The sequence below is a fragment of the Capnocytophaga sp. H4358 genome (assembly GCF_002302515.1).
GTDB lineage: Bacteria > Bacteroidota > Bacteroidia > Flavobacteriales > Flavobacteriaceae > Capnocytophaga > Capnocytophaga canis.
Window position 1 is genome coordinate 1,946,533 of the sequence record NZ_CP022380.1, and the last position, 17,254, is coordinate 1,963,786.

At 34.9% G+C, this 17,254-nt stretch carries 17 protein-coding genes and 3 tRNA genes; 14 read left to right on the forward strand and 6 right to left on the reverse strand.

Annotated features, from left to right (window positions below):
* Positions 1-156: 156 nt before the first annotated feature.
* The 3 genes from CGC49_RS08255 (at position 157) to yajC (ending at position 2,036) form a co-directional block, all read left to right on the forward strand.
* Positions 157-537 (forward strand): DUF1573 domain-containing protein, encoded by a 381-nt coding sequence (locus CGC49_RS08255; protein ID WP_042007894.1) that lies wholly within the window; start codon positions 157-159, stop codon positions 535-537.
* Positions 538-766: 229 nt separating this feature from the next.
* A complete protein-coding gene (gene nusB / locus CGC49_RS08260; protein ID WP_095894077.1) occupies positions 767-1,711 on the forward strand; it encodes a transcription antitermination factor NusB in 945 nt (314 codons plus the stop codon).
* A gap of 31 nt (positions 1,712-1,742) precedes the next feature.
* Positions 1,743-2,036 carry a preprotein translocase subunit YajC gene (yajC, locus tag CGC49_RS08265; RefSeq protein ID WP_042007899.1) on the forward strand — a complete coding sequence of 98 codons (294 nt, stop codon included), beginning with the start codon at positions 1,743-1,745 and terminating at the stop codon, positions 2,034-2,036.
* 217 nt (positions 2,037-2,253) lie between these two features.
* Here the strand turns inward: yajC and CGC49_RS08270 are convergent, their stop codons facing one another.
* Positions 2,254-3,345, reverse strand: a complete 1,092-nt coding sequence (locus CGC49_RS08270) for a CapA family protein (protein ID WP_042347523.1) — start codon at positions 3,343-3,345, stop codon at positions 2,254-2,256.
* Positions 3,346-3,552: 207 nt separating this feature from the next.
* Between CGC49_RS08270 and CGC49_RS08275 the strand changes: the two genes are divergently transcribed.
* From CGC49_RS08275 to CGC49_RS08285, 3 genes are all read left to right on the forward strand, one after another.
* A tRNA-Ser gene (locus tag CGC49_RS08275) sits at positions 3,553-3,636 on the forward strand.
* 22 nt (positions 3,637-3,658) lie between these two features.
* A tRNA-Pro gene (locus CGC49_RS08280) sits at positions 3,659-3,733 on the forward strand.
* Positions 3,734-3,794: 61 nt separating this feature from the next.
* Positions 3,795-3,868: transfer RNA gene (locus CGC49_RS08285), tRNA-Arg, on the forward strand.
* A 275-nt stretch (positions 3,869-4,143) separates the two neighbouring features.
* Here the strand turns inward: CGC49_RS08285 and CGC49_RS08290 are convergent.
* Together CGC49_RS08290 and CGC49_RS11215 are read right to left on the reverse strand one after the other, a co-directional pair.
* Entirely contained in the window at positions 4,144-4,416 is a 273-nt protein-coding gene (locus tag CGC49_RS08290) for a hypothetical protein (RefSeq protein WP_095894078.1), read from the reverse strand.
* 16 nt (positions 4,417-4,432) lie between these two features.
* The gene (locus tag CGC49_RS11215; protein ID WP_157909022.1) at positions 4,433-4,609 is read right to left on the reverse strand and encodes a hypothetical protein; all 177 of its coding nucleotides are present in this window, start codon (positions 4,607-4,609) and stop codon (positions 4,433-4,435) included.
* Between the two features lie 80 nt (positions 4,610-4,689).
* On the opposite strand from CGC49_RS11215, the gene CGC49_RS11220 reads away from it, so the two are divergent.
* Entirely contained in the window at positions 4,690-4,875 is a 186-nt protein-coding gene (locus CGC49_RS11220; protein WP_157909023.1) for a hypothetical protein, read from the forward strand.
* A gap of 100 nt (positions 4,876-4,975) precedes the next feature.
* Here the strand turns inward: CGC49_RS11220 and CGC49_RS08295 are convergent, their stop codons facing one another.
* Positions 4,976-5,215, reverse strand: a complete 240-nt coding sequence (locus CGC49_RS08295) for a hypothetical protein (RefSeq protein WP_095912356.1) — start codon at positions 5,213-5,215, stop codon at positions 4,976-4,978.
* A gap of 143 nt (positions 5,216-5,358) precedes the next feature.
* Here CGC49_RS08295 and CGC49_RS08300 point away from each other — a divergent pair, with 143 nt between their 5' ends.
* Positions 5,359-6,606 (forward strand): TMEM43 family protein, encoded by a 1,248-nt coding sequence (locus tag CGC49_RS08300; protein WP_095912357.1) that lies wholly within the window; start codon positions 5,359-5,361, stop codon positions 6,604-6,606.
* Positions 6,607-6,776: 170 nt separating this feature from the next.
* Here the strand turns inward: CGC49_RS08300 and CGC49_RS08305 are convergent, their stop codons facing one another.
* Positions 6,777-7,295 (reverse strand): hypothetical protein, encoded by a 519-nt coding sequence (locus tag CGC49_RS08305; protein ID WP_095894081.1) that lies wholly within the window; start codon positions 7,293-7,295, stop codon positions 6,777-6,779.
* Between the two features lie 309 nt (positions 7,296-7,604).
* Between CGC49_RS08305 and CGC49_RS08310 the strand changes: the two genes are divergently transcribed.
* The 5 genes from CGC49_RS08310 to CGC49_RS08330 all read left to right on the forward strand — a co-directional run bounded on the left by CGC49_RS08310 (position 7,605) and on the right by CGC49_RS08330 (position 13,421).
* On the forward strand, positions 7,605-10,139 hold the full coding sequence (locus CGC49_RS08310; protein ID WP_369801120.1) for a putative LPS assembly protein LptD: 2,535 nt from the start codon (positions 7,605-7,607) through the stop codon (positions 10,137-10,139).
* Between the two features lie 243 nt (positions 10,140-10,382).
* A complete protein-coding gene (locus tag CGC49_RS08315; protein ID WP_095912358.1) occupies positions 10,383-10,988 on the forward strand; it encodes a hypothetical protein in 606 nt (201 codons plus the stop codon).
* A gap of 343 nt (positions 10,989-11,331) precedes the next feature.
* Positions 11,332-12,069, forward strand: a complete 738-nt coding sequence (gene ubiE, locus CGC49_RS08320) for a bifunctional demethylmenaquinone methyltransferase/2-methoxy-6-polyprenyl-1,4-benzoquinol methylase UbiE (protein WP_042010190.1) — start codon at positions 11,332-11,334, stop codon at positions 12,067-12,069.
* An 11-nt stretch (positions 12,070-12,080) separates the two neighbouring features.
* Positions 12,081-12,788, forward strand: coding sequence for a porin family protein (locus CGC49_RS08325; protein ID WP_042010191.1), 708 nt, complete (start codon positions 12,081-12,083; stop codon positions 12,786-12,788).
* A gap of 36 nt (positions 12,789-12,824) precedes the next feature.
* On the forward strand, positions 12,825-13,421 hold the full coding sequence (locus tag CGC49_RS08330; RefSeq protein ID WP_231559960.1) for a DUF2911 domain-containing protein: 597 nt from the start codon (positions 12,825-12,827) through the stop codon (positions 13,419-13,421).
* Positions 13,422-13,881: 460 nt separating this feature from the next.
* Here the strand turns inward: CGC49_RS08330 and htpG are convergent, their stop codons facing one another.
* Positions 13,882-15,765 carry a molecular chaperone HtpG gene (gene htpG / locus CGC49_RS08335; RefSeq protein WP_095912359.1) on the reverse strand — a complete coding sequence of 628 codons (1,884 nt, stop codon included), beginning with the start codon at positions 15,763-15,765 and terminating at the stop codon, positions 13,882-13,884.
* A gap of 309 nt (positions 15,766-16,074) precedes the next feature.
* Here htpG and CGC49_RS08340 point away from each other — a divergent pair, with 309 nt between their 5' ends.
* Complete coding sequence (locus CGC49_RS08340) at positions 16,075-17,253, forward strand: aminopeptidase C (protein ID WP_095894085.1); 1,179 nt, start codon at positions 16,075-16,077, stop codon at positions 17,251-17,253.
* Position 17,254 lies beyond the last annotated feature (1 nt).

A 17,254-nucleotide genomic window follows, 5' to 3' on the forward strand; every position in this document is an offset into this window, starting at 1 on the left:
ACGTTTTTAATGAATATGTTTGAGGTGTTCTAAGTGTCATATTTAGCGTTCTATTAACTATGGTTTATTAAACTTTTAACCGAAAAATACAAACCTTGGCATGTTTATTGATAATAACAATGATATAGATAACTAATTATTTTAATTTTTTGTACCATGAAAAAGTTTTTAACATTTTTATTCGTAGCTACGTTTGGTCTTGTAACTTATGCACAAGAGGCAACAGCTGAAATCACTTTCACAGCGGAAGAAATTGACTACGGAACAATCAAAGCTGGAAGCGACGGAGTGCGTGTTTTTGAATTTACAAATACAGGAAAAGCTCCTTTAGTGATTGCTAACGCTACTTCAAGTTGTGGATGTACAGTCCCTTCTTTCCCTAAAGGAAAGCCAATTATGCCAGGAGAAAAAGGGAAAATTGAGGTGAAATATGACACAAATCGTGTTGGCCCAATCAGCAAAACAGTTACTATAACTTCAAACGCTAAAACAAAACCAGTTGTGGCTTTGCGAATCAAAGGAACTGTACAACAATAGGCTTTTCCTATAAAAACATTTGTTGAAACTATCCAAGAAAGGGTGTTTAATTCCGTTAAGGAATTAATTTTGTAAGACATTCTTTTTTGGGTAGTTTTTTAATTTCATTAAAAAGATCTGATTAAATTTCCTTTTTTTGTGATAGTTTCATTTTTTTACCCTATTTTTGCCGCCGATTTAACGATATATATTTTTATTTTACAATACCATTATCATAGTTCTTAAAGTTATGCTCACAAGAAGACATGTCAGAGTAAAAGTAATGCAATCCATTTATGCGATGGAGCTAAGTCAAAGTCAAAATTTAGACAAAGAGGTAAAGTTTTTGCAGCGTAGCACCGAAGATATGTACAATCTTTATTTGCTGACTTTTGCACTGTTTAAAGAACTTCACAAAATGGCATCTCAGCAGATTGAGATAGCTCAAAGAAAATATTTAGCAACCGCCGCCGAGAAAAATCCAAATAGAAAGTTTATTGATAATAGACTACTAACAATGATTGTGAGCAATGAATTGTTGGATGAAACTATTGATAACGCTCGTATGAATCGATGGGATTTAGATTCCGAATACGTTAAAATTATCTACAAGAAGATTCTCGAAAGTAAGTGCTATAATGAGTACATGGCCGAGAAAACCACGAATTTCGATAAAGATAAGGAGTTCTTAATCAATATATTTAAGGAGATAATCGCCTGTGAGGATAAATTGTATGAGTATATCAATGATTTTAACCTGACATGGACAGACGATTTCCCAATAGTTAATACCTTTATTCTTAAATTATTGAAAGGAGTTAAGGGGAATGAGAGTGAAAAATATTTCGTTCCGAAGCTTTATAAGAATGATGATGATAAACTTTTTGCTCAAGATTTATTGAAAAAAGTAGTGTTGAACGATGAAAAATACCAAAATTACATTGATGATAAAACTCAGAATTGGGATAAAGAGCGAGTTGCCAAATTGGATAATATCATCATCAAAATGGCAATTTGTGAGTTTTTAAGATTCCCAACAATCCCTGTAAAAGTAACATTAAATGAGTATCTTGAGATTGCTAAAGAATACTCAACAGATAAAAGTAACATCTTTATCAATGGTATTTTGGATAGTTTAGCCAAAGAATTTGATGAGAAAAAAGAGTTGAAAAAGGTTGGCAGAGGGCTTCTGTAAGAAAAAGTAATAATTTTAAAATTTATATACAATGGATCCTAATTTTTCTAATTTATTAATTCCTGTTCTGATGCTTGCGGTTGTCTATTTTTTGATGATTCGCCCACAGATGAACCGACAAAAACAAGAAAGAAAGTTTATTCAAGACATGAAAAAAGGCGATAAAGTTGTTACCAAAGGAGGGATGCACGGAAAAATCGTTGAATTGACCGATGATAGCTGTGTTATCGAAACCTTGGCGGGAAAAATAAAATTTGAACGTTCCGCTATTTCCTTGGAAATGTCAAAAAAGGCAAACGCAACTCCTTCAACTGAAGCCAAGTAAGTAAATATTTCAAAAACAGAAGTTTCAGATAACAACCCTTAAAAGTATTGTTATCTGAAACTTTTTTTGTATATAATTGATTCATATGTACTTATGTCATTTCTTTTCCTTTTTTACTCTAATAAAAAACCTATTCTGAATCATACAAAACAAACCTCTGCCACCTTCTGTCTTTATTTACTTTGGTAATAGGGAAAACGCTTGTTTAGTTATTCTCTTATTTCTCTTCTATAAATGTATTACGTTTGAATAAATCTCTTGAATTCTGGATAAAAGTTTTCATAGATTCAATCGCTTTCACATCTAAATCCTTGAAATTAGCGTTTTCATATTCCCTACAAGGTAGGACTTCGTATAAATACTTTTTATTTTCTTTTGGACTTCGGTTTACCCATACCAAGTGATATCCTGAATCCACGATATGTGTACCTTGTTCGTCTTTGAGCAATGTTAGTTCAAACATAGCTCCACCGTCAGTATTTGGTTTCCGCTGATTCGACACGAAATTTCCTAAGGAATAAACGAGTAAACGCCCGTTGTGTAATGCGTTTTTTGGATAGTAGTGCATCGGTTGTAACACATGTGGATGCCCACCAATGATGATGTCTACACCATTGTTAAACAAAAAATCAGCTATTTTTTCCTGTTCTTTATGCTGAATTTGTTGATATTCGACTCCCCAATGGATCACTACAATTAGCTGATCCAACACCTGTTCTTTAGCTTTTTGAATGTCAACTTTCATTTTTTCTAAATCAATCAAATTTACGACAGTAGGCTTAGGAATTGGCAGTCCGTTAGTGCCATATGTATAGTTCAGAATCCCTATGGTGATGTGGTTTTTAGACAGTACGAGCAGGTTGTTCTTTTCAAACTCCTCTTGATTACGAAACGTTCCCGTGTGTGCAATTTGCAGAGAATCTAATACGTCCAACGTTCTAATAATCCCCTGTTTACCTCGGTCACAGGAGTGATTGTTTGCAGTAACCAATACTCCGATACCACTTTCTTTACAAGCTACAGCGAGTTCATCAGGTGATGAAAATTGTGGATACCCTTTAAAAGGTTTCCCAGCTAGAGTAACTTCTAAATTCCCGATAACAAAATCGTGCTTTTGAAAAATATGTTTAACTTTTTCAAACACAGGAATATAATCATATGCTTTTTTTTCGTTGTCATACGCTCCTTCAATTTGAGGGCTGTGTCCCATGATGTCGCCCATAAACAACAGTGAGACGGAGTTATTTGATTCCTGTGCCTTTATTGCGAAAAAATGTAGTAAAAAGATTAAAAAAAGTTTTCTTTTCATTGTTAAGGTGATTTTTCACAAAGATAAAAAAATATATTTAAAGTAACATCTTGTAAGACATTTTATCATGTATATTTTTTTTAATTTGATAATCAATGACGTAAGATATTTTTTTTAAAAAGTTTGAAATATATTTGCGTAAAAAAAAAAAAGATTATATATTTGCACTCGCAAAACAGAAATAAAGACGTTCATAACAATAAGTGAGGAGAGGTGCCGGAGTGGTAACGGAGCAGATTGCTAATCTGTCATCGGGTAACCGATGCCTGGGTTCGAGTCCCAGTCTCTCCGCATCAATTTTTAAATAATTTTACGGGGCGTAGCGTAGTCCGGTCATCGCGCCTGGTTTGGGACCAGGAGGTCGCAGGTTCGAATCCTGCCGCCCCGACAGCTTAGAATATATTTCATTAATGTCATAGCATTTTTGAAATATATTTTTTGGTTAGAGCGGTCACGTAGCTCAGCTGGATAGAGCATCTGCCTTCTAAGCAGACGGTCGCAGGTTCGAATCCTGCCGTGATCACAGATTTTAAAATAACCCGCTGTTCTACAGCGGGTTATTTTTTTTTCGATTTTATTTAAACACGAAAGTAAAACGTAAAGTCTCCATATTTTACTTTTAGAAGCTACTTTAGCTTTTATTATTCAATTTTCGTTATAATGGAGTCTTTTTTGTTTGTCGTTAATAATTAAAAGCGCCTTTTGTGGTAATGGTATTTTGTGCCATAAAAAAATCGGATTGATATGGAATTTTTCCATATCAATCCGATTTTACGAAAGGACAAGTAAAGTTAGGCTTTAATTACGCAAATATTTTTTCCATTTATTCTCTTCTCTTCGTCTCATTCTTAGTTGTTTTAGCTTTTCACGTTCTTCACGTTCCCATTTCTTTATCTGTTCGTTCTTTCCATCAGTAGGAACCAATATCGATAAAAAACAGATAATAACAGCCACTCCAAGAGCGATATACCAATATTCAGACATAAACCAAACAACTCCTGCAAGTACACCTATGCATATAGCAAATATCCAAAGGAAAAAATTACCTAAACTATTTAAAATATTATTCATAACCCAAACTTTTACCTTACAAATTTACCTCTTTTTTCCATAAAATCCAACGATAACCATAGGAAATCAATTCTTGATCATCGGTAATATGCTGGAAACTTACAAGTTTGTACTGAAAACTGCATTCTTTCAGAGCTTCAAAAACATCATGCTCATTAATAGGAGTGGATGGAATTACACCCTGTACCATCATCAGTACCTGTCCCGTGCCGACAATATTTATTATTTATTGCCATATTTTTTTGTATCTTTGTGATGTAAAAATTTCATGTTATGAAAAAGCGACATTGGTTATTACTCTTTACCGTATTTTGGTTTTCACTGCTATACTTTATAGACTTTGAGACTTGGATAGTACTTTCATTGCCTTTTATGATTGTGTCTTTTTTTTATCTACTTTTCTCTCTTATCGTTTGTTTTTACTACGTAATCATAAATAAAGACCCTCGTGATTTATAAAAAAGGTTAGTGATTAGCGTATAACAGTTAGTGGACAATTAACAATTACGAATTACGATAATTACGAATTACGTAATTTGAAATTTGAAATTCGTAATTGTTAACTCACAATTGTTATTTTTTCATCGGGGCTTATTCTAAGCATTTCCACCGTAGCAAATTCTCCTGCGGTATAGGTTACTGATATAGGCATGAATAGGCTTCCTAACTGCTTGACGTAGATTGTGCTATACAGGTCGAACTGAGCAAAATCAATAGGCGACAGATTGAAAGTTGCTGTTACGCTTGACATTCGATTGATTAAATTCTCTATATCGCCGTAGAAAACAGATTTTAACATCCATCATCTGAGGTCTGAAAACAGGCTACCTTTGTGAATACGATGGAGAAATTCTTTTTATTGTTAAGAAAGTTGTTCTTTCGATGTAATTAAATTACCTTTGTGGAGAAATAATAAGAAAGAACAACTTAAATATAATTAAAATGGCTTACACAGAAACGACCAGGACAGGTTATGGGCGGCGTTTGGGTAATTCCTTAAAAAACATTATCGTAGGATTGGTATTACTTGTTGCCGGTACTTTTACTTTATTTTGGAATGAGGGTAATTATGTAAAAACTAAAAAAGCCCTCAATGAAGCTGCTGCAGAAGTGGTTGCTCTTGTGGATATTAATACGATTAATCCAGAGTTTGAAGGTAAATTTATTCATGCCTCAGGATTCGCTTCTCCTCAAGATTCTATTTACGACAATATGTTAGGGGTTAGAGAATTAGCTATTGGATTGAGTCGTAAGGTGGAATACTATCAATGGGTAGAGTACTCAGAGACAGAGACCGTACAGAATATGGGAGGGAGCGAGGAAACAATAACAACATATCACTACAAAAAAGAATGGTCGAGTTCTCCAATAAATTCTCTGGATTTTCACGATCCTGAGTATCGGAATGAGAATTTTGTCCTGGCAGAGTTGCCCGATAAGGAGATTTTGAACACTAACGTTCATTTCGGAGCTTACAAATTGCCTGAGTTTATTCTACAATTGATTCAAAATAGTACTCCTGCCAAGATAAATCTTTCAAAAGAACAAAATGAAATTTTAGAAAAGGAGGCCGAAAAGGTCAGATTGTCTGCCAAAAAACGAGTTCGAAAATCAATAGAGCCTTCTGACAACGATGAAGAGCAAGAAAAACCGAAAATGACACATGTGAATGATAATGTTCTTTACATTGGTAAATCGTTCAACAAACCAGGTGTTGGTGATGTGAGGGTTACCGTAGAAAAAACGGAACCTACAGTGATTTCGTTGTTGGCTAGTGTGAAAGGGAATTCATTTGAAATGTACAAAGCTAGTAATGGCAGAACAGTTGTGGAAGTAGCAAAAGGAGAGGTTTCAGCACAGCAGATGTTTGAAGCTGCTCATGCGGATAACGAAGAAATGACGTGGGGACTTCGCATGTTGGGAGCGATATTGATAATTACAGCTATCAGGACAATGTTTGGATTTGTTTCCATGCTGTTTAAAGTCGTTCCGTTTCTTGGAAATATTGTTGAGAAAGGAGTCTATGTTGTAACAGGTGTTGTTGGGATAGCTTGGTCTTTGATTGTTATCGCTACGGCTTGGCTCTTCTACCGACCCGTTATTGCAATTTTGCTGATTCTTATCATTATTGGAATTTTCGTGTTATTGAAACGCAGAAAATCTAAGGAACCTCCATTAAAACAAGTTTAGATTGAAGTTAAAAGTAACGTTTAAAAATAATAAAAGACTATCCGAAAAGTTTAATTTTTCAATCAAAAAAATAAATGCCTGATAATTAATGATTTATAAATGGCTCTTGTTTTAAAATGCACCTTTTCGGACAGTCTTTTTCTTAATTGATTGATGGAGAGAGAATTATTCTACAAAATTTCTCTCACTTCGTTTTTTAGATGACTTAACGCATTTGACGAAGGTGTAGGCTTATTGATAAATTCTTTGAAAATAAATTCTGTCATAGCTTTGGAGTCCTCCAATTCTTCATCGTGTGTAGCTTTACGGATGATTTGAATAGTAGCCATTTTTGCTGCACGGATGATATTCCATAAATTTTCACTGAGATAAATTTGTTGTGCCAAATTATGCTCAAACTCTTCGTCAATTGAATGAACCAATAATGTTTCATATTCTTTTTTTGGAAGATTTCTAGCTGGTATTCGCAATAATAGTTGTTGTGGACTTATACGCTCCAAGAATAACGTCATTCGTTCATATGCTTGTAGTCGTAAAGGTAATGAAATTTTCTGATTTTCCTTTTGAAGTAAGAAAAGACGGCGTTTTTCCTCGTTTTTTATATGTAGGTAGAAAAAGTAATATGCAATTCCGCCAACAATTAATGCAGGAATGCAAAACAGTAAAAAAGTAAACAAAGAATTTTCCATAAAGTAAACAATGAATTAATATTTTGACAAAGCACAAAGGTACTAACTAATTTTGCAATTCTAAAATTTTTCTTTCAGATCTTGGAAAAAATCCGTAAGTTTGACCCCTAAAAATGTATTGCTTTGCAAAAACGTCGACGGCAGATAGTTTTACTGATTAGTTTGTTGTTTATCAGCACGTGTTGTTGGTACACTAGCTCGTTTGCTTCAAAGAAAACGGGCTACGCCTATTTCCAAACGTTTTCAATCATAGACACGCTCAAGAAAGCTAACCGACTTCTAAAAGACACTACTAATCAAAACAGACGAATCTTGTTGGATTCGCTGAAGCGAACTAAAGATACCCTGCCAAAGGATTCCCTGTCAAAAGACAGTATGTCAAAGAAATCTAAAAGTATTTTAGAGGATGTAGTCAGATATAAAGCAAAGGATAGTATTGTTTTCAATAAGACTAAAAATAGCATCATTCTTTACAATGAAACACAAGTGCAATACACCGATATTGACATCACTTCAGGGATAACCAATATCAAATATGATTTGGCAGAGGTATACGCAGGTCGTATTAAGGATTCAGTTGGAGAATTGGTGCAACATCCTGTTTTTAAGCAAGGTGATGACATTATAGAACCCGATTCCATTCGGTTTAACTACAAAACCCAACGAGCCATTATCCGTAATGCATACACCAAACAAGATGAAAATAACATCAAAGGTCAAATCATTAAAAAGGAGAATGATTCTACTTACTTCATGCAAAATGCCATCATTACCACTGCAGAAGATTTGGATGATCCTGATTACTACATCAAAGTACGAAAAGCAAAATTTGTCCCTGGAAAAAAAGTGGTTGCAGGATTGAGCAATATGTACATAGTAGATATCCCCACACCTTTAGCAATCCCATTTGCGTACTATCCAATGGTATCGGGACGTTCATCGGGACTTATTTTCCCAACTTTCGGAGAGGCAAATAACAGAGGTTATTTCATTCAAAATGGAGGATATTACTTTGTCATTAGTGACTATTTTGATTTGGCTGTAACGGGAGATTATTTCACCAATGGAAGTTATGGGTTCAAAGCTCAATCAACGTATAAGAAGCGTTACAAATTTTCTGGAAACTTTAATTTCAGTTATGAGAATCAGATATACAGTATTCGAGGTTTGCCTGATTACAGCAATTCAATGTTTTACAACATCCAATGGACGCATTCGAAAGATTCAAAATCGAATCCAAACTCAAATTTTTCAGCTTCTGTAAACTTGGGAAGTAGTCGTTTTTATCAAAACTCATATAATCAGATTAATTCGCCTAATGTGTTGAATAATACCTTATCCTCATCAGTATCTTATTCAAAAACATTTCCATCCTATCCCTCGATGAATCTGTCCTTAACGGCATCACATTCTCAGAATACGAATACACAAAGTATTGAGATGACCCTCCCCGCACTTCGTTTGAGTATGGAACGTATTTATCCATTTGCTAAACAAGGTGAAAGTAAAAAAGGATTGCTTAAAAATTTAAATTTTCAATACTCTTCGCAAGGAGATAACCGTTTTTCAACAACCGATAGTTTGTTTTTCTCAAAGCAAATGTTCAGTGAAGCTAAAAACGGATTTAGACATTCTATACCAGTGAGTACCACCACTAAGTTGTTTAAGTATATAACTTTAGGGTTAAATTCCTCCTTGAACGAAACTTGGCAGTTTAAAACTATCCGCAGAACAGATTTCAACGCAGCTTCGGGTAGGAGTGGTATGGACACCATTAATGGCTTTGACCGTTTTTTGACCTACAATATGGGAGCGAGTTTGGGTACTACGGTCTATGGTACATTTCAGTTTAAAAAAGACAGAAAAATTCAAGCGATTCGACACGTAATGCGTCCTTCAATGAGCTATGGTTATACACCTGCATTCGATCAGTACTACGAAAATTATATTTCAGATGCTTTTGGCAAAGTTTCTCAATACACTCGTTTTGAAGGAGGTATTTACGGAACCCCAGGACTTAATGAATCGCAATCCATCGGGTTATCGTTAAGCAATACTTTAGAAGCAAAAGTGCGATCCAAAGATAGTACGGAGGTTGAACCTAAAAAGATTTCATTGCTCAATAGTTTGAATTTCAATACGAACTATAACGTTATTACAAAACAATTTAGTCCCGTTACCATGACTGGAGGAACAACTCTTTTCAATGGAAAATTGCCATTAAATTTTGGAGCTACATTCAATCCATACGCTATTGATGCGAATGGAAGACAATTGGAAACTTTTAATATTAACAATGGAGGAAGTCTTTTCCGATTAACTAACGCAAACATATCTACAAACTATTCATTTTCAAATAGAAATAAATCTGATAAAAAAACAACTGATAACAGAGCTTCGGGAGGACGTTCCGACGATTTGTTTGGTTCATCACGACCTGTGAACGACAATCAAGTGGAAGAAAAAAAAGAAGAACCTGAGGATAAAAAAACGAAATTTTATCATGCTCGTATCCCTTGGGATTTGAACATAGCTTATTCACTTTCGTATTCAAATATGTCACGTGAAAGACGTATTTCTAACAACTCACTTATGTTTTCAGGAAATGTGGAGCTTTCACCCAAATTGCAAGTGGGAATTTCAAGTGGATATGATTTTGTTAATAAGGGAATTACATACACCCAATTCCGTTTTGAACGTGATTTGAATAGCTTTAGAATGAGTTTTCAGTTTACCCCTATAGGTCAGTACAATTCGTGGTATTTCTTCATCGGAATTAAAGCCAGTATGCTTTCGGATCTGAAAATTGATAAAAATAAAGAACCTGACCGTTTGTTGAGGTAATCACTTTTTTCAATCTTAAATATTTACAGAAAAACAAAGTTTCCAGCAAATTAAGTTAAGAACCACATAGAGACATAGAAAAAAACTATGTTTCTATGTGGTTTAATTATAATAGCTCTAAAAAATAGTGTTTCTATGCACTTAGTCTTATTTTTTCGCGAAAATATTTGCTTATGTCGTTTTTTTTTGTATCTTGCGAGTGAAATTTAAATGAGTTTATTAACCTAATTAAAAAATGTTACCATGAAAACAGCTAAATTTTACACAAAAATGTTGTTTTACGTTACAGCAACATTTATCTTAATGGGTTGCCACGAAACTCGGAAACGTCAAACAACCGAGTCTGGCGAAAAAAAAGAAATAGCTCTTTTACAGAAAAAGGTAAACATAACTAGCTACCCTGTTTCTGGTGATTTCTCTTTGTTATCGTTCAACACTTTATATTGTGATAACCTTCACGATTTTATTCTTTCGGACACTATTACTTTTAACCATTCTGATTTGTCCGAAATCAATAATGACAACTTGGTTTCTATTGTGATTTACGCTAAATCAGATGCAGATAATATTGACTATTCCGATGTTGATAAAATGTTATTCTACGTGAGAAAAGAAGATGGATTTAGAACATTCCTGCTTGAGAACAGAAAAGAAGCTTTTGAGTTAAATCCGAAATACACCTTTCATTCAAATTTTATATCCTCAAATGATATTTTTGATCTTTACAAAATAATCAGTCCTGATTCCAAAGCTCATTGTTATATGCTACTTAATGGAAGAAAATTGCCAAAAACACTATCTACCAAAGAAAGTAGTCTTCAGCTTTTTATTTCTAAAAACAGGAAATAGCACCTGTTACATTTTAATAGTAAAATATTTAATTTCAGTAAGTTGATTAGCTTTTAAGAATAGAAAAAATCTTTAAAATCGGAGTGTAAAAACTCTCAAGAAAGACTTAAGATTTTACAAAAATAAAACTACTGCTGATGTATACAATTGATTTAAAAACAGTTAGAAATATTTAAACTGTTTATTTAGAACGCAATATGAGAATGTACTTCGCCAAAAAGTCGTGTTTTGGCGAAGTATTTTTTTGGTTTAAATGTTATTATTTTCGTAAAAAGACATTTATCATATTGTTTTTTAGGGAGTTTCTTTATCTTTGCAATTTATTTTGAAAAAGAGATGATATATGTCTGATAAAATTACTCCTTACAAAAATTCCACCGATGGGAAAAAGAAACAAGTGGCACAGATGTTTGACTCTATTTCAGGAACTTACGATGGTCTTAACCGTGTGATTTCTTGGGGTTCAGACATCAAATGGCGGAAATTTGTTGTTGAAAAAGTAGCTGAGTTGCGTCCTCAAAAAGTATTGGACGTAGCAACGGGTACAGGAGATTTGGCAATTGCTTTAACTGAGATTGACGGTGTGAAAGTTGTAGGCCTAGATATTTCAGAAGGAATGCTTACCGTAGGACGTGAAAAAATTGCAAAAAAACAGTTATCCAATCGCGTAGAGTTGATTCTGGGAGATAGTGAAAATTTACCTTTTGCGGATAATTATTTTGACGCTGTAACAGTAGCTTTTGGTGTACGTAATTTTGAGAATTTAGAGAAAGGGCTTTCTGAAATTTTCCGCGTAATTCGTCCTGGTGGACGCTTGGTTGTTTTGGAAACCTCTGTTCCTGAGAAATTTCCGTTCCGACAAGGGTATTTTGCTTACACTAAATTTGTTATGCCTCTTATCGGAAAAGTTTTCTCGAAAGATCGTTCCGCCTACACCTATTTGTCTAAATCTGCTTCTGCATTTCCTTATGGGAAAAAGTTTAAAACTATCTTGGAAAAAATTGGTTTTGCTAACACAAAATACTACCCCAAAACTCTCGGTGGAGTTGCTACCATTTATGTAGGGAATAAATCTAAATAGCATTTTATAATATGAAAAAGAGAATCTTCTTATTGTTTTTCCTTTTTAATATTCTTATTGCCTTTGGACAACTCAAATCTCCGTTGACTAATTTGGAGAATTTTGATGAGAAACCTTTGCAATGGGGCTATTATTTCGGGGGAAATATGTTTGATTTAAAATTTGATTATAGAGATCTTCAGTACACCAACACTTCGCTGTTGGAAGTTCAAACCCACAAAATGTTCGGTTTTAACGTAGGACTAACGGGTTCTGCACGATTGATGAAATATATTGACCTGCGCCTTGAACCAGGATTGGTCTATAACCGAAAAGAAATTTATTTTTACAATATGACCGAAAAGAGGGACTATTTGCGAGATGTAAAATCTACGTATATTTATATCCCTTTATTGGTCAAATTTAGTGCTGAACGTTGGTACAATTTTAAACCTTATGTCACAGCAGGGGGTTCTATGACTATCAACCTGAGTAGCAATCAAAATTTGACGATTGATAATTATGACTTGGTTTTCCGAACCAAAACAAACGTTTTTTTCTATGAACTTGGTTTTGGATTGGACATATATACTCCTTTTTTCAGACTATCCCCATCTATCAGAGGGCTTTTTTCAGTTAGAAACGAATTAGTTCCTGACCATAAACCAGACAGCCCTTGGACGAAAAATTTAAATGGATTGAAGTCAAGAGGTTTCTTGATTAATCTTACTTTGGAATAGATTTTGCTTATTAAAAAGTAATTAATGCATAATGAGATGAAAAGAATAATGTTTATATCGCTGATTTTCAGTGTTTTTTTTGGATACTCACAAGATTTTAAGTATCCCATGGCAAGTCCGCGTCAAGTGGTTTCCCAGCAATTTTCAGTTACCAAAATTTCTGTGGATTATGGACGCCCCAGCGTTCGAGGGCGTAAAGTGTTTGGGGAGTTAGTTCCGTTCGGGAAAGTATGGCGAGTAGGAGCTAATGAGGCTACCAATATTACCTTTCAGCAGAATGTACTTTTTGGGGGAAAGGCCACTAAGGTGGGACGATATGCCATTTTTATTACTCCAGAGGAAAAAGAGTGGACAGTAGTGCTTAACTACGATGCAGATGCGTGGGGAGCTTATAGTTACGATCCTAATGAGAATGCTATTGAAATTAAAGTTCCTGTAGAAAAACTAAAAGAGCTACAAGAATCTTTGGAAATTACTTTTGAGGGAATTAGTGAAACTAAAATTAACTTAGTTATCAAGTGGGAATACAGTAAAATTCAAATTCCGATTGAAGCTGATAAAATTGATGAAGTAAATAAGATTATTGAATTTTTGAAAGAAATAAAGCAAGTAGAACGAGATATGGGCGGATGATTAGCATCCGCTTTTTTTATGAAGTAAAGTTGTTATATCTAATTGATTATCATATATAAAATAGATATTATGCCAAAAATGCTGCACTTGTTATGCCTCTAGGAACTAAGTTATTCTTTTTTGTCTAAGATGAAGTGCTACCTAAAGTATGTGGTGGAATATACCTAAAATTGATATGTGAAAAGTATTTTAAAGACTTTTGTGGTTTTCTAATTTGTTTTTCAAAGACAAAGAGTTTCCCTTCCTTATCTTGAGTCTATATTCTTCTTAGAAAGTAGAGGAAACGATTTTCTCTGTTTAAATATGTGAATTTCTTTGTAAAAGTATGAATATAGAAAGTGTCTTTTGATACTAATTGGCTCTTTTACAGATTTTTTTTTGAGCCTCCTATGTAGGGCAAAAAGAAAAGCGATACACTATTTTCGTGCATCGCTTTTCTATAGTTATGGAAAAAACAACATTATTTCAATTCCTGAAAATTGCGTTTGACAAAATCGGTGAGTTCTTTTCCTTTTAAAAGTCCTTGTGAAAGCCTCGCTAAATCAAAGGCTTGTTTGATAAGGTGCTGTTTTTCAGTTTCGTCCGCCGTGTTGAGAATCGAAGTTGCCAAAGGCGAATTTGTGTTCACCACCAAATGATACATTTCGGGGAAATTCCCCATTCCGAACATTCCGCCACCGCCCGTAGCACTCATTTCTTTCATACGACGCATAAATTCAGGCTGATTGATGCTAAAAGGTGTACTATCGCTGTCCAAATCTTCCAATTGCACCACAAAACCTTCACTCGGAATGCTTTTTTCGATGCTTTCTTTAAGCGATGTTTTTTCTTCTTCCGAAAATTTAGAAATTGTAGTGTCCTCTTTTTGAATCAGTTTGGAAATTGGAGCTGAATCCACCCGTGCAAAGGTTAGGTTTTCGTTATCGTGTTCCAACTTCTGAATTAAATGCGACACGATAGGCGAATCCAACAACAACACCTGATAGCCTTTTTCTTTGGCTTCCTCAATGGCGGCGTGTTGCACCTCTTTATTCTGAGCGTAAAGCACCACCAATTTGCCATTTTTGTCGGTTTGTTGGTCTTTGATGGCTTCTTTTAGTTCCGAAAGCGTATAAAATTGGTCGTCCACCGTAGGATAAAGCATAAAATCGCCTGCTTTTTCGTAGAATTTCGGCTCGGAAAGCATCCCGTATTCCAAAACGATTTTAATATCGTTCCATTTCGATTGAAAATCTTCTCGATTGTTATTGAAAAGCGATTTTAATTTATCAGAAACCTTTCGAGTAATATAATTTGCGATTTTTTTAACGTTGCCATCGGCTTGTAAGTACGAACGCGACACGTTGAGCGGAATATCTGGCGAATCGATAACTCCTTTAAGCATTGTCAAAAATTCTGGAACAATTCCCTCCACATTATCCGTTACAAAAACCTGATTTTGATACAACTGAATGCGGTCTTTTTGGATTTGCATATCCATTGATAGTTTTGGAAAATACAAAATTCCCGTTAAATTGAACGGATAATCCACATTTAGGTGAATGTGAAACAAGGGGTCGTCAAACTGCATCGGATAAAGTTCACGATAGAAGTTTTTATAGTCCTCGTCTTGCAAATCGACAGGTTGTTTTGTCCACGCCGGATTTGGGTTATTTACGATATTGTCAACCGTTTGATATTCGGTTTTGTAATTTTCATCGGCATTTTCAGGACGAGGAAGCGGTACTTGTTTGGTTCCGAATTTAATAGGAATAGGCATAAATTTGTTGTACTTACGCAGTAATTCCTCAATGCGATATTCCTCCAAAAACTCGGTAGAATCTTCGGCGATATGCAAAATGATTTCCGTACCTCTTGCTGACTTTTCGGCAGGTTCAAGCGTGTACTGGGGCGACCCATCGCACGTCCATTTAACGGCTGGGGCATCGGTGTACGATTTGGTAATGATTTCCACCTTTGAAGCCACCATAAAAGCGGAGTAAAACCCAAGCCCGAAATGCCCAATTACACCTGCATCTTTGGCAGTGTCTTTGTATTTTTCTAAAAATTCTTCTGCTCCTGAAAAAGCAATCTGATTGATATACTTTTCCACCTCTTCGCCCGACATCCCAATACCTTGGTCGATGATATGTAAGGTTTTATTTTCCTTATCAATCTTTACTTCGATGATAGGACTTCCGTACTCCACTTTTGCTTCGCCAATTTGAGTTAAGTGTTTTAATTTCAGCGTAGCATCGGTAGCGTTAGAGATGAGTTCCCGAAGGAAAATTTCGTGGTCGCTGTATAAAAATTTCTTGATGAGCGGAAAAATATTTTCCACCGAAACATTAATATTTCCTTTCATTTCTTATGAGATAATTTAATGATTAAAAGATTAAAAAAGCTCAAAAAATCGAACGATTTTTGACTTACGAAAATTGCTTTGGCAAAAAAAATACCAAAACAAAATTACTGACAAAATGTCCGCTATGTGATGTGTTAAAGTGTCTATTCTCAATAGTAAAGAGAGATTATTAAGCCTTCAATACAATGGAAACGAAACGCTTAAATTCCATTACTATTTGTAATCATTTCTTTCAAATTCTTTGATTTTCCAAAATAAACTCTTACGTTTGTAGGGTTAAAAATAATCATCTAAAATTATATAATCAAAATGAAAAAAATAGCGTTATTTTTTGCTGTGGGTTCATTTTTTGGAGCAACGGCACAAGACAATCTGATTCGAGCCGTGGCAGGGAATCAAAGTGAAAATGCAGGATTTAAGTTTACACCTGTGATTAATTTAGAACGTATGGAAGTGAAAGACCAAGGCAGTAGCGGTACATGTTGGAGCTACGCTGGAGCTTCATTTTTAGAAAGTGAAATGAGTCGTATGGGTAAAAAGCCAGTAGATTTGGCTGAAATTTATACCGCAAGAAATACGTATATCGAAAAAGCAAAGCAATATGTTCGTTTTCATGGTAATTTGGATTATGGTGACGGAGGTGAATTGCACGACATTATCAACATGTATGCAAAATATGGAGCTGTACCTCAATATATTTACTCAGGATTGAACTACGGAACTTCACGCAATGACTTTTCCGAAATGCAGGCTGTGCTCAAAGGATTTTTAGAGGGACTCGTTAAGCGTGAAAAAATCAAAAAATTGACACCCAATTGGGAAAAAGCCTTTACTGTAGCGATTGATGCTTATTTGGGTCAGGTTCCTGAAACATTCTTACATGCAGGTAAGAAGTACACCCCACAGACCTTTGCTAAAGAGGTGGTAGGTATCAATCCTGATCATTATGTGGAGATGATTTCGTATGAGGATCAACCTAAATATAAAAATGTGCTAATGGCTGTGCCTGATAACTGGAGCTTCGATCAGGCTTATAACGTTCAAATGGCTGATTTTGTTAAAGTTATAGACAACGCCTTAAAAAAAGGATTTACTGTAGCATGGGCATCGGATGTGAGTGAGCGTTATTTCAGTTGGAGAAATGGTGTAGCTTTTGTTCCTGAAAAAGATTTGGATCAAATGACTTTAGATGAACAAAAAATGTTGTTTAACGCTCCGCCAACTCAGGAAAGAACTATCACTGCGGAAATGCGTCAAAAAGCATTCGATAATTACGAAACTACGGATGACCACGCAATGCACATCGTTGGACTTGCCAAAGATCAAAACGGGAGGGAGTACTACATCGTAAAAAATTCATGGGGAGTGAACAACGACCATCAAGGATATTTGTATGTTACCAAAGCATTTGTAACCTACAAAACTACTGCTATTATGCTACATAAAGACGGTGTTCCTGCGGACATCTTAAAGAATTGGAAAAAATAAT

Excerpts from the sequence above, each read along its gene's own strand:
- CGC49_RS08340 (WP_095894085.1), top strand. The coding sequence starts at position 16,075 with ATGAAAAAAATAGCGTTATTTTTTGCTGTGGGTTCATTTTTTGGAGCA.
- CGC49_RS08325 (WP_042010191.1), top strand. The coding sequence starts at position 12,081 with ATGAAAAAGAGAATCTTCTTATTGTTTTTCCTTTTTAATATTCTTATT.
- CGC49_RS08255 (WP_042007894.1), top strand. The coding sequence starts at position 157 with ATGAAAAAGTTTTTAACATTTTTATTCGTAGCTACGTTTGGTCTTGTA.
- CGC49_RS08290 (WP_095894078.1), bottom strand. The coding sequence starts at position 4,416 with ATGAATAATATTTTAAATAGTTTAGGTAATTTTTTCCTTTGGATATTT.
- CGC49_RS11215 (WP_157909022.1), bottom strand. The coding sequence starts at position 4,609 with ATGATGGTACAGGGTGTAATTCCATCCACTCCTATTAATGAGCATGAT.
- CGC49_RS08330 (WP_231559960.1), top strand. The coding sequence starts at position 12,825 with ATGAAAAGAATAATGTTTATATCGCTGATTTTCAGTGTTTTTTTTGGA.
- CGC49_RS08305 (WP_095894081.1), bottom strand. The coding sequence starts at position 7,295 with ATGGAAAATTCTTTGTTTACTTTTTTACTGTTTTGCATTCCTGCATTA.
- CGC49_RS08300 (WP_095912357.1), top strand. The coding sequence starts at position 5,359 with ATGGCTTACACAGAAACGACCAGGACAGGTTATGGGCGGCGTTTGGGT.
- htpG (WP_095912359.1), bottom strand. The coding sequence starts at position 15,765 with ATGAAAGGAAATATTAATGTTTCGGTGGAAAATATTTTTCCGCTCATC.
- nusB (WP_095894077.1), top strand. The coding sequence starts at position 767 with ATGCTCACAAGAAGACATGTCAGAGTAAAAGTAATGCAATCCATTTAT.
- yajC (WP_042007899.1), top strand. The coding sequence starts at position 1,743 with ATGGATCCTAATTTTTCTAATTTATTAATTCCTGTTCTGATGCTTGCG.
- CGC49_RS08315 (WP_095912358.1), top strand. The coding sequence starts at position 10,383 with ATGAAAACAGCTAAATTTTACACAAAAATGTTGTTTTACGTTACAGCA.
- CGC49_RS08270 (WP_042347523.1), bottom strand. The coding sequence starts at position 3,345 with ATGAAAAGAAAACTTTTTTTAATCTTTTTACTACATTTTTTCGCAATA.
- ubiE (WP_042010190.1), top strand. The coding sequence starts at position 11,332 with ATGTCTGATAAAATTACTCCTTACAAAAATTCCACCGATGGGAAAAAG.
- CGC49_RS11220 (WP_157909023.1), top strand. The coding sequence starts at position 4,690 with ATGAAAAAGCGACATTGGTTATTACTCTTTACCGTATTTTGGTTTTCA.
- CGC49_RS08295 (WP_095912356.1), bottom strand. The coding sequence starts at position 5,215 with ATGTTAAAATCTGTTTTCTACGGCGATATAGAGAATTTAATCAATCGA.